We start from the raw sequence: 11867 nt of genomic DNA, 5'->3' as shown, positions 1-11867 counted from the left end.
CCGTGGTGACGGGCGACGTGACGCAGATCGACCTCCCCGCGGGCAAGGCCTCGGGGCTCAAGGAGGCGGCGGCGATCCTGCGCAACATCCCGGGCATCCGCTTCATCGGCTTCACCGAGCGCGACGTGGTACGCCATCCGCTCGTGCAGGAGATCATCACCGCCTACGACCGGGCGGGACAATAGATTCCGGGGGCCCGTGCGGTGCTCGCTCGCTACGCTCGCTGCGCTCCTCCGATGCCCCCAGACCCCGCGCCTCGCTCGGCGAAGCCTCGCTCGGCTTTGCCCCTACCCCGCATCCATGTGGTGCAGCGCGGCCGGCGCCCGCCCGCGCTGGCCGCGCGCCTCGCCCGGCACGCGCGGCGGCTCCTGCGCGCCCTTCGGCTCGACGGCGCCGAGCTCTCCGTCGTGCTACCGGCCGACCGACGTGCTCTCCTTCGCGCAGCGCGAGGGCCCGGGCGGCGCGCCCGGCGGCCTCCTCGGCGACGTCGTGATCTCGGTCGATGCGGCGCGGCGTCAGGCCCGACAGCGTGGCGAGACGCTGGGGCGCGAGGCGGACCGCCTGCTCATCCACGGCCTCCTCCACCTCCTCGGCTACGACCACGAGCGCTCGGCGGCCGAGGCGCGGCGCATGCAGCGGCGCGAGCGCACGCTCGCCCGATGGCTGTAGCGGTCGGCGCGAACGGCACGCCGCTGGTCGCCGTCGCCGAGCAGCCCTGGCGACCGGGGACGCGCTCGCTCCTCGCGGCCGCGAGCGGCGTGCTGCTCGCCGCCGCCTTCCCGGCGCGCGACCTGGAGCCGCTCGCCTGGATCGGCCTCGTGCCGTTGCTCGTCGCCGCGCGCGGCCTCCGCCCGGGCTCGGCGTTCCGCGTCGGCTGGCTCGGCGGCTTCGTCTTCTACCTCGCGACCGTCTACTGGGTCGCCTACACGATCACCAACTACACCGCGGTGCCGTTCGTGGTCGCCGTCGGCATCCTCGCGCTCATGGCGAGCGTGCTCGCCTGCTACACGGCCGCGTTCGTCGCGGGCGTGCGCTGGCTCGAGGCGCGCGGGCTTCCGGCCCTCTGGCTCGCGCCGCTCCTCTGGGTTGCGCTCGAGTGGCTGCGCGGGTGGTTCTTCATCGGCTTTCCGTGGGCCGCGCTCGGCTATTCGCAGTATCGCCACCACGACCTGGTGCAGATCGCGGAGGTGACGGGGGTGTACGGCGTATCGGCGATCCTCGTGCTCTTCAACATGGTTATCGCCGGGCTGCAGGGCGCGTCGCCACGCCGGTTGGTGCCCGCCCTGGTCACCCTCACGGCGCTGGTCGTCGGCGTGCCGCTCTGGGGGCAGTGGCGGGTCGCGGCGCTCGCCCGGCGCCCGCCCGCCGGTACGCTGCGCATCGCCGTCGCGCAGGGCAACGTCGAGCAGGCCCACAAGTGGGACCCCGCGTACCAGGAGGACATTCTGGCGCGCTACCGCGCGCTCACCACCGAGGCGGCCGCGCAGCGCGCGGAGCTGGTGGTGTGGCCCGAGACGGCCACGCCCTTCTTCTTCCAGGAGCCCGGCCCGCTGCGCGACGCCGTGCTCGAGACGGCGGAGAAGAACCGCGTCTTCCTCCTCTTCGGCAGCCCCGCCTTCCGGCAGGCCGCGTCGGGCGCGATCCAGGAGCTGAACCGCGCCTACCTGGTCTCGCCCGAGGGCCGCGAGGTCGCGACCTACGACAAGATGCAGCTCGTGCCCTTCGGCGAGTACGTGCCCTACGCGCAGGTCCTCTTCTTCGTCCGCCGCGTCGTCGAGGCGGTGGGCGACGTCGTGCCCGGCCTGGTGCCGACGGTGTTTCGTCTGCCCTGGGCGCGCTTCGGCGTCGCCATCTGCTACGAGGACGTGTTCCCGGCCGTGACCCGCCGCTTCGTTGCCCGCGGCGCCGACTTCCTGGTGAACGTCACCAACGACGCGTGGTACGGTCCGACGTCCGCGCCGCACCAGCACCTCGCCCAGGCGACCTTCCGCGCGATCGAGGGCCGCGTGCCGCTCCTGCGGGCCGCCAACACGGGCATCTCCGCCGTGATCGACGTCGACGGCCGCATCCGCTGGCAGAGCCCGCTCTTCGAGCCACTGGTCCAGGTCGAGCAGATCGGCTGGCCCGGCGTGCGGACCTTCTATACCCGCTTCGGCGACGTGTTCGCGTGGGCGTCGGCGCTCGCCTCGCTCGCGGCCATCGGCTATGGTGCGCTGAGAGGACGACGGTGATGGCGGAGAAGCCGGTCGCGACCGATCCGATGCTGCTCGCGGCGCTCCGGGAGCGCGTCCGCGCTCTCGACGAGCGCGTGCGTGCGCTCGGGAGGCACCTTTGACCTCCCCGGCCTCGAGCGGCGCGCGGCCGAGCTGAGCGAGCAGGCCGCCGCGCCCGGCTTCTGGAGCGACGCCGAGCGGGCGCAGGCCGTCGGGCGCGAGACCGCGCAGGTCCTGGACGCGATCGCGCAGTACAAGCGGCAGCGCGAGGGCATCGACGAGGCGCAGGTCTTCCTCGAGCTGGCCGAGGAGGGCGACACCGAGGCTCTCGGCGAGCTGCGTGACAAGGTCGAGCAGGTCGAGGCCGACCTCGCCGCGCTCGAGCTGAAGCAGCTCCTCGGCGGCGAGCACGACCCCGGCAACGCGATCGTCGAGATCCACTCCGGCGCAGGCGGCCTCGAGGCCCAGGACTGGGCCGAGATGCTGCTCCGCATGTACCTGCGCTGGTGCGAGCGGCGCGGCTACCGCACCGAGCTGCTCGAGCACCAGCCCGGCGAGGGCGCGGGGCTCAAGAGCGCCACCTTCACCGTCGAGGGCCCGTACGCCTACGGCTACCTGAAGGCCGAGGCGGGCGTGCACCGCCTGGTCCGCATCTCACCCTTCGACGCGAACGCGCGCCGTCAGACGTCGTTCGCCTCCGTGCTCGTGCTGCCCGACATCGAGGACGACATCCAGATCGACATTCGCGACGAGGACCTGCGCGTCGACACGTATCGGTCGAGCGGCGCGGGCGGCCAGCACGTCAACAAGACCGACTCCGCCGTCCGCCTGACCCACCTCCCGACCGGCATCGTCGTCGCCTGCCAGAACGAGCGCTCGCAGCACAAGAACAAGTCGATGGCGATGAAGATCCTGAGGGCGCGCCTCTACGAGCTCGAGCGCGAGAAGCAGGAAGAGAAGATGGCCGAGCTGACGAAGGGGAAGAAGGAGATCGGCTTCGGGCATCAGATCCGCTCGTACGTGCTGCATCCCTACCGGATGGTGAAGGACCACCGGACCGGGACGGAGGTGGGGAACGCGGACGGGGTGCTGGACGGGGAGATCGATGCGTTCATCGATGCGTACCTGCGCTCGCAGGCGGGAGGGGAGAAGAGCGCGGCGGCGCCGGCGGCGGGCTGACGCGCGCGCTGCCTGGCCCGCAACTCAGCGGAGGTTGTACACGGAGAGCCAACGCCACAGGGTGGAGCGGCTGATCCCGAGCTCCTCCGCCGCGGCGGCCCTGCGGCCCTTGTGCTTGGCGAGCGCCTTCAGCAGGCGCTCGCGGTGGGCGTCAGCCAGCGACAGGCTCGGCGTCCCCGGCGTCGGCTGGCCGCGCAGCTCCGGGGTGAGGTCGTCGACCTCCAGGTGAGGCCCCTCGCCGACGACGAACGCGTATTCGACCGCGCTGCGCAGCTCGCGCACGTTGCCGGGCCACGGGTAGCTGCGGATCGCATCCATTGCTGCCCGCGTCACACCGTCGATCTGCCGCAGCCCTCCGCGGTTCATCCGGTCGACGAAGTGCCAGAACAGCGCCGCTATGTCTCCCTCGCGATCACGCAGGGGCGGTAGGGAGATGGGGACCACCCGCATGCGATAGCTCAGGTCCTCGCGGAAGCGGCCTTCCGCAACCTCGCGGCGCAGGCTCTTGTTGGTCGCCGAGATGACGCGCACGTCCACCGTGACCGGGCGCGTCGCGCCCACCGGCATGAAGTTCTTCTCCTGCATCACGCGGAGAAGCTTGCCCTGCACGTCGAGGGGGATCTCCGCCACCTCGTCCAGGAAGAGCGTGCCTCCGTTCGCGAGCGCGAAGAGACCCTCCCGGTCGCGCACCGCCCCGGTGAAGGCCCCGCGCACGTGGCCGAAGAGCTCCGATTCGAGCAACGTCGGCGAGAAGGTGGCGCAGTTGACCGCTTGGAACGGCGCCTTCCGGCGCGGGCTCTCGGCATGGACGGCTCGGGCGACCAGCTCCTTGCCCGTCCCGGTCTCCCCACCGACGAGCACGGTGCAGTGGGCGCGCGCGACGCGCTGCAGCGTAACGAACAGGGCCTCCATCTCCGGGGCGACGGTATAGATCCCATGGAAGTTCCGGAGGCGCAGATCCGCTGGTCGTCGCAGAATGTCGTGCGGCATGACGCAACCTTATGAAACGTCCAGGGGGGAGAGCGCAAGAGCTTCCCCTTTTTTGCCTGTTTTGCCGGCGCCGGAGCGCGGCATCGCTCTTGCTCCGGTACCGTGCGCTTGCCCCGTTGGGGACAGGCATAGCCTGCTGGGCGTGCAATAGGGCACGCTTGGTGGTTACCGGGCGAGGCGTCCACGGGTGAATGACTTGAGGAGGGGATGCGAAGAGAAGGCACGGTCACTGTTCTTCGGAGAGCTCTGCAGGTTAGCAGTTGTACCCGTGGACGCCGCGCCGGTGCCTCCCTCCCTCTCTTTGACCGAAGTTGCTCCTGGCGTGGCTTGAGACGCCGCAGTGCCAGGGGAATCGGAAGGCAGGGCAATGATCCTGGACGGGATCTGGAGGGGTATCGTCCGGCGCGAGCCCGCGGAACCGCAACGGGTCGCCCCGCTCCGCCGGCTTTTCGGCCATCTCGCCGAGGGTAGCAGCATCGGGGCGCGGTGGCGTGCTCCCGCCGAGTCCGTGGAGGCGCGGGTGCAGCGGGTGGTCGCTACCCAACTGGGCGTCGGTCCCGAAGAGCTGACGCCCGAGGTCTCGCTCGCTGACGACCTTGCGGCGGACTCTCTCGATCTCGTCGAGCTGTGGCTCGCTTTCGAGGACGAGTTCGGCATCAAGGTCCCCGAACGGGTGCTGCAGGGCATCGGCACGTACGGGGACCTGGTCGATGCCATCCAGCGTCTCGATGAGGAGCGGCGGGTGGCGGAGGCGGACGCCCAGAGCGGCCGCGAGCCGGTCTTCGTCTGGGTGCGCATCGTTCCGCCGTCCCGCCATGCCAACGGCGATCTCCTGCGGGGCGGTTGGCTCACGCCTTACACCACGGAGACGATCGTCCAGGATGCGGTGCGCAGCGGCCCCGGCTCCCGTCTCGAGGTGAGCGTGCCGATGAACGTGAGCGACGCAGGGCTCGCGGAGCTTCGCGAGGAGTTCGCCTGGCTCGCGGAGCGCGGCATCCGGGTCACCGTGCGCCGGCACGGCCAGCCGCGGGCACACTATCCCGAGGCTGCCCAACGCGCTGGCTGACCCGGCCGCGCCCAACGCCTTCAGCGCAGGAGCCGGCGGGCGGCGACGTCCGCGAGGATCAGCGCCAACGCGAGCGTGACGGCCCACGCGCCGAGCGGCAGCCGTTCGCGCGCCACCCCCGGCCGCGCCGCCAGGATCTCCCCCGCCGCCGCCCCCACGCGTCCCCCGCTGAGCCGCGCGACCTTCTCGAGCAGCGCGAGGTTGGGGGCCGCCGCTCTGAGCTCCCGCCCGCTCGCCGAGCGCATCGGCGCGACGACCTCCACCGGCTCCTGGTGCCCGCCCGCCACCAGCACGGCCGCATGCGCCCCCGCCTCCAGCGCGGGCACGATGGCGCTGAACGTGCGCCGCCCGGTCGGCCGCAGCACGACCTCGCCCGCCTCCGCCACCCGCAGCAGGAACGGTCCGGGGTCGTCCCCTACCGTCGTGAGGCGTAGCAGCATCCCCTCCCCGAGGCGCCGCGCTTCCAGGTGGCGGTCCGCCGCGAGCCCCCGCGGCGCCGCCCACATCGCGAGCTGCGACCACAGCTTCGCGAACCCTCGCCACGTCGGCCACGCCGCGCCACCCGCCTGGAAGTCGATCGGCAGGACGGCGGTCCGGCCGAGCTCGTACTGCCAGGTGGCGAGCAGCGGATCCTGCCGCTCGCCGGCCTCGACCCAGAGACGCACCTCGGCGCCCGGCTTCAGGCGCGTGATCGCCCAGCCCGAGACCTTGGGCAGCTCGTCCTCCGCGATACCGGCCAGGATCGCGCCCCCCGCGGCCACGCGCGGAGGCGCGTCGCGGCGGTTCGCCGCCGCGTCCATCAGGTGCTGCGTGTCGCTGATCATGAGCTGCGGGAGCGCCTGCACGTCCTCGACGTGGTGGAAGGCGCCGCCGGTGGCGCGCGAGATCCTGTTCAGCAGGTCGAGGTGCACCGTGTCGTCGCCGATGCGGATGGTCGTCACCGTCACGTCGTCGCGCGCGAGGTCGGCGATCAGGTCGTCGTGGTCGGGGGCGCTGCGGTTCGTGTCGCCGTCGGTCAGCAGGATGACGTGGCGGACGCGCCGCCCGGCGGCGACCAGGCTCCGGCGCGCGCGGTCGAGCGCCTCCTTGAAGTCCGTGCCGCCGCCGTACTGGAGCTGGCGGATCTTCGCCGTGAGCGCGGCGCGGCCCTCGGCGAGCGGGAGGAGTGGACTCAGCTCGTAGGGCTCGGAGTCGAAGGCGATGGCGCCCACCAGATCGTGCGGGCCGAGCTGGTCCACGACCGCCAGCGCGGCGCGCTTCGCGTACTCCATCTTGGCGCCGTACGGGAGGTTCGGACCGCTCGCGAAGCCCATGCTGTTCGAGCGGTCGAGCAGGACGTAGAGTGCGATCGGCTCGCGCTCCTTCGGCTCCGGGCGCTGCGACTGGAGCTCGACCGGCAGCACGCGCGCGAGAGCGGTGCCCGCGAAGCCGCCGTCGCCGAAGAGATGCGCGCCGCCCGCGGCGATGAGCGCGCCGCCCCCGGCGACCCAGCCCGCCAGCGCGTCGAGCGCGCGCTCCGGGATGCCGGCCCGCGCCACGTCCTCGAGCACGACCAGGTGATAGTCGGCGAGACGCGGCGTGCGCGCGGCCAGGCCGGGGGGCGCCGTCACCTCGACGTCCATGCCGCGCTTGGCGAGCGCGAGGGCCACGACCGGCTGCGCGCGCTCGCTCACCACCAGGACGCGGAGCGGCCCCGTCACGGTGATGGCGGCCGCGACCGCACCCGGCGCCGGCGGCGCGCCCGGCGCGAGGAGCAGCTTCGCCTCGAGGAGGTAGGCCCCGGCGTTCGCGAAGCGATAGGGCAGCCGGACGGCGCTCACGCCGGGCGGCAGGTCGAGCGGCACGGGCAGGAGCGACTCGCCGTTGACGGTGAGCGCGAGCGCGGCGGCGAGCGGCGCGGCGGCGCGGCTCTCCACCACCGCCTCCAGCGGCAGCACGGCGTGCGCCGGCGCGAGCGGGGGCACGATCAGGCGACGGACCGCGCCCATGGGGAGACGCGCCGGCGGCGGGACGATCGGAAAGATCGGCACGCGCGGCTCGGCGAGCGCCGCCTCGGCGAGCAGGCTTCCCTCGGTCTCGTTGCCGTCGGTGAAGAGGACGAGCGCGGCCTGCCTGTCGTCGGGGCAGAGGGCCGCCGCGTGCGCGAGGGCAGCGGCGAGGGCGGTCTCGTCGGGCTCGAGCTCGTCCACGTCGTCCCCGGGCACGAGCGCGTCGAGCGGCGGGCGGCCGGCCACGGGGTGTGCCAGCACGCGCGAGCGTCCCGCGAAGGCGACGGCGCCGATCGCGTCGCGCGCCCCGAGCGCGGGCACGAGTTGCGCCAGGAACTCGCGCGCGGTCTCGCGCGCCGCACTGCCGACGCTCGCCGAGACGTCGATCGCGGCGACCACGCAGGCGCCCGCCTCCGGATGCGTGCGCTCGCGCGAGGGGCCGGCGAGCGCCAGGATCACGAGCGCGGCGGCGAGCGTGCGGCACAGCGCGGCCAGGCGAAAGCGGGACGCATCCAGGAGGAAGAGCGGCAGGGCGAGGAGCGCCGCGAGCGCCAGCGGGGAGGCGACCCGCAGCTCACCCGCTCCGAACGGCAGCGTCACGCGCCCCCCTTCCGGCGGCGCGCCTGCCACGCGCTCCACTCGAGCACGAGCAGCGCCGCGGCCGCCAGGTAGAGCCACCAGCCGAACTCGCGCCGGACGGCACCGGCGGGGCTCGCGGCGGCGGGGCGTGCCGTCGCGGGCCACTCGCCGCCGCCGCTGCGGCCGATGTCGGACTCGCGGTCGTCGAAGAGGTTGGCGAGCACGACGCGCCCGCCGACGCGGTAGACGCCGGTGCGCTCGGCGAGCACGACGGGCGGGTCTCCGGCGACGTGGAGGCCGGGCGAGCCAGCGAAGCGTGGAGAGGACGAGCAGGAGGAGCGCCACGTCGTCGGAGGACACGAGCGGGCCGGCCAGGTCCGCGCCGAGGCAAGCAAGACGGTGGCCGTCGCGCTCGCCCGCTACCAGGAGTGGAAAGGCGCCGCGCGCCGTCGCGCCGAGCACGACCGCACTTCCCCAGCCCGGCGTGACGAGCTGGACGGCGTGCTCGAGCGCCAGCGCCTGGAGGCCGTCGAGGCCCGCGACGGCGGGGTGGTCCACGTCCCAGTCGATGACGGCCGCGTCGTCGACCGTGCGTACGCCCCGGCAGACCGGGTTGTCGGCCGGCGGCGCCAGGTAGAGCGCCGGCTCGGCGCGCGGCGGCCCGGGCGGCACGAAGCGATCGTAGATCACAGCGCGCGCGGGCTCCGCGTCCGCGAGCCGCTCGGGCTCCACCGCCCGCACCCGGCTCCCGGCGACGCTCACCGCCAGCTCGCCGAGCGCCGCCGCCAGCTCGCGCGAGGCGGAGACGACCAGCACCTCGAGCGGCGGGCTCTCGGGCAGCTCGGCCACCGCCCGGTTGTCGACCGCGAGCGCGTCGTCCACCGCGAGCGTCACCCCGAGCTCGCCGGCGGCGGGCGGGTCGGTCAGCAGCACGGGCTCACTCGCGCGCGGCGGGAGCGCGAGCTGCCGGCTGGCCCACGTCCGCGTGCCCACCCGCGCCTCGACCACGACCCGGCGTTCCGCGTGTGCGTAGTTGCGCACCAGCACCGTCGCGGTCGCGTCGCCGACGGGGCGGAAGGGCGGCACGTCCACGCTGAGCCCGGTGATCGCCACGTTGTCATCGGTGCGGCCGATCTGGATCCAGTCGACGTATGCGAGCGCCGTGCGCGCCACGCCGCTCGCCTCGGGCGCCAGGTCGGTGAGCACGGCCACCTGCGTCTCCGGCCGGGCGTGCAGCTCGCCGAGCGCCAGCTCGAGGGCGGCGGCCAGGTTGGTGGGCGTGTCGAGCGGCTCGAGCGCCTCGAGCCGGTCCTGGGCGCGGGCGTGATCGACGGTCCAGGCGAGGACCACATGCGCGCGCTCGGCGGCGGTGACCAGCATCACCTCGTCGCCGGTCAGGAGCTGCGCCACCAGCCCGCGTGCCCGCCGCCGCGCCAGCTCGAAGCGCGTACCGCCGTCCTCGCGCGCCTGCATGCTCGCCGACACGTCGAGGACGACGAGCAGCCGCACGCGCTCGGCGGCGGGCGTGGCGCTCTCGACGTAGGGGCGCACGAGGCCGGCGATCAGCGCGAGCAGGAGGACCAGCTGGAGCACGAAGAGCAGGTCGGGACGGAAGCGCCGGCGGTCGAGCGGCTCGGCCGGGACGCGCCGCCAGAGGAAGAGCGTGCCGACCGGCACCGTCCTCTGGCGGCGGCCGTAGAGGTGGAGCACGACCAGCACGCCGACGGCGGCGAGCGCGAGGGCGCCGGCGGGATTGGCGAGCCCGAGCGTCATCGCCGCACGAGCACGCCGAGCCGCGGCAGCTCGACGGAGAGGAACTCGCGCACGCTCGCCTCGGTTGCGAAGCGGGCGTAGACGGCCCGGGTGCGCTCGGCGAGCGCTGCGAGCGCGCCCAGGTGCTCCGCGAGCAGCTCCCGGTAGCGGGCGCGCGCGGCGGGCGTGAGCACGACCGGGCGCGTCGCGCCCGTCTCCACGTCGGTGAGGACCCCGCGCGTGAACTCGCGTCCGGGGTCGAGCTCGCCCGCGCCGATCACGTGCAGGAGGAGGACCTCGTAGCGCCGCGCGCGGAGCGCGAGCACGCCGCGCTCGACCTCGGCCGGCTCCATCATCAGGTCGGAGACGACGATCGCCAGGCCCGGGCGCGGATGCTCGCGCGCGTACACCTCGAGCGCCGCGCCGAGCTCGAGCCGCCCGCCGGGTGCGACGGCGGCGAGCAGCGCCGCCGCGCGCCCGAGGCTGCCGCGCTGGCGGAGGAGCGGCGAGACGCGCGTCGCGCCGTCCCCGGGGAGGACGGCGATCCGCACCGCGTCGTTCGCCCCGAGGGCGACGTACGCGAGCGCCAGCGCCAGCTCCCGCGCGAGCGCGAGCTTCCCGTCACGCGCCGGCACGGCCATGGAGGCGCTCGCGTCGACGAGCAGGTGCACGACCACCTCGCGCTCGGCGGTGAAACGGCGCACGAGGAGCGTATCGAGGCGGCCGACGGCATTCCAGTCGAGGTGACGGAGGTCGTCGCCGGGCACGTAGGCGCTGTGCGCCTCGATCTCGATGCCCGCGGCCTGCGGGCGGCCGGGGAAGCGGCGGTCGCCCGGGCGGTCGCCCATGCCGCGGCGGAGGCGCAGACTGAGGCGCTTCAGGTACTCGAGGTTCATGCGCGCGCGCGCCGGGCGGAGGCGAGCACGCCCTCCACCACGTGGGCCGCGTCGACGCCAGCGGCCTCGGCCGCGTAGCTCATCACCAGGCGATGGCGCAGCGCCGGGAGGGCCACGCGCTCGACGTCCTCGAAGGTGATGTGCGGCCGCCCGGCGAGGAGCGCCATCACCTTGGCGCCCAGGATGAGCGCCTGCCCGCCGCGCGGGCTCGAGCCGTAGCTCACGTGGCGCGCCACGGGCTCGGGCAGGTCGCCAGCGGCCGGCACCGTGGCGCGCACGAGCGCCGCCACGTGGCGCTCCATGTGCGGCGCCACCAGCACCTGGCGGACGCGGTGCTTGAGCTCCTCGACGCGCCGCGCGGCGGTCTCACCCGGCAGCACGGGGCGCACCGCCGGCAGCTCGGCCGCCGTGGTCTCGCCCAGGATGCGCTCCAGCTCCGCCGCCGACGGGTAGTCGAGGAGCACCTTGAACAGGAAGCGGTCCAGCTGCGCCTCGGGGAGCTGGTAGGTGCCCTCCATCTCGATCGGGTTGAGCGTCGCGAGCACGAAGAAGGGCGGCGCCAGGGGATAGCTCGTGCCGGCCACCGTCACCTGCTGCTCGGCCATCGCCTCCAGCAGCGCCGACTGCGTCTTCGGCGTGGCGCGGTTGATCTCGTCGGCGAGCAGGATGTGAGCGAAGACCGGCCCGGGGACGAAGACGAATTCGCGGCGGCCGTCGGCGCCCTCGTTGATGACGCGCGTGCCGGTGATGTCGGCCGGCATCAGGTCGACGGTGAACTGCACGCGGTTGAAGGTCAGGTTGAGGGCCTCGGCGAGCGAGCGCACGATGAGCGTCTTCCCGATGCCCGGCACGCCCTCGATCAGCACGTGGCCGCCGGCGAAGAGCGCGGTCAGGATGACGTCGATCGCGCGCTCGTGGCCGACCACCACCCTGCCGATCTCGCGCCGCACGGCCGTGAAGACCTCCTGGAAGTCGCGGATCGCGGCCTCGGCGACGGCGGGGGTCACGGCGCCTCCTCGCCCCGACGGTGGGCGAAGAGCGCACGCACCGCGGCCTCGTACGCGGGGGGCACCCCCATCTTCGGGACGGGCGCGTCGCGCCGCTGCGCGGCCGCGAGGTCGGGGCGGGCGTCGGGCGCGGGCGGCGGCGCCTCCCCGAAGAGGGGAGCCGGGCCGCCGCCCAGCGCGCGGACGCGCGCGGCGAG

9 protein-coding genes (1 of these 9 only partly in view) are annotated in these 11867 nt (G+C 74.1%); 5 read left to right on the top strand and 4 right to left on the bottom strand.

Annotated features, from left to right (window positions below; translation table 11 throughout):
* The 4 genes from E6J59_02305 to E6J59_02290 form a co-directional block, all read left to right on the top strand.
* A partial coding sequence (locus E6J59_02305) for a PhoH family protein (GenBank protein TMB23302.1) occupies positions 1-185 on the top strand: 185 nt, incomplete at its 5' end.
* A 115-nt stretch (positions 186-300) separates the two neighbouring features.
* Positions 301-669, top strand: a complete 369-nt coding sequence (ybeY, locus tag E6J59_02300; GenBank protein TMB23301.1) for an rRNA maturation RNase YbeY — start codon at positions 301-303, stop codon at positions 667-669.
* The gene (gene lnt, locus E6J59_02295; GenBank protein ID TMB23300.1) at positions 660-2231 is read left to right on the top strand and encodes an apolipoprotein N-acyltransferase; all 1572 of its coding nucleotides are present in this window, start codon (positions 660-662) and stop codon (positions 2229-2231) included. The genes ybeY and lnt overlap by 10 nt, the downstream gene beginning before the upstream one ends.
* A 29-nt stretch (positions 2232-2260) precedes the next feature.
* Positions 2261-3392 (top strand): peptide chain release factor 2 gene (locus E6J59_02290; GenBank protein TMB23303.1). Its coding sequence is split into 2 segments (ribosomal slippage): positions 2261-2320 and positions 2322-3392, totalling 1131 coding nucleotides; the frame shifts between segments, so codons are not numbered across the junction.
* A 24-nt stretch (positions 3393-3416) separates the two neighbouring features.
* Here E6J59_02290 and E6J59_02285 read toward each other — a convergent pair.
* Positions 3417-4382: an AAA family ATPase gene (locus E6J59_02285; protein ID TMB23299.1), complete on the bottom strand. Its 966-nt coding sequence runs from the start codon at positions 4380-4382 to the stop codon at positions 3417-3419.
* Positions 4383-4749: 367 nt separating this feature from the next.
* Between E6J59_02285 and E6J59_02280 the strand changes: the two genes are divergently transcribed.
* Complete coding sequence (locus E6J59_02280) at positions 4750-5448, top strand: acyl carrier protein (GenBank protein ID TMB23298.1); 699 nt, start codon at positions 4750-4752, stop codon at positions 5446-5448.
* A 20-nt stretch (positions 5449-5468) separates the two neighbouring features.
* On the opposite strand, the gene E6J59_02275 is transcribed toward E6J59_02280, so the two are convergent.
* The 3 genes in view from E6J59_02275 to E6J59_02265 are tightly spaced (each overlapping or abutting the next) and all read right to left on the bottom strand, a layout consistent with a single transcriptional unit that may run on beyond the window.
* Positions 5469-9788 carry a VWA domain-containing protein gene (locus E6J59_02275; GenBank protein TMB23297.1) on the bottom strand — a complete coding sequence of 1440 codons (4320 nt, stop codon included), beginning with the start codon at positions 9786-9788 and terminating at the stop codon, positions 5469-5471.
* Positions 9785-10663: a DUF58 domain-containing protein gene (locus E6J59_02270; protein ID TMB23296.1), complete on the bottom strand. Its 879-nt coding sequence runs from the start codon at positions 10661-10663 to the stop codon at positions 9785-9787. Before E6J59_02270 ends, E6J59_02275 begins: the two co-directional genes overlap by 4 nt.
* Positions 10660-11867 carry the 3' portion of an AAA family ATPase gene (locus E6J59_02265; protein ID TMB23295.1) on the bottom strand. The gene runs 142 nt beyond the window's last position, so only the last 1208 of its 1350 coding nucleotides appear in the window; its start codon lies off the right edge, out of view; the stop codon is at positions 10660-10662. The genes E6J59_02270 and E6J59_02265 overlap by 4 nt, the downstream gene beginning before the upstream one ends.

It is taken from the genome of Deltaproteobacteria bacterium (assembly GCA_005879795.1).
In the GTDB taxonomy this organism is placed as follows: domain Bacteria; phylum Desulfobacterota; class Binatia; order DP-6; family DP-6; genus DP-6.
This window is presented reverse-complemented; position numbering and strand designations above follow the sequence as displayed.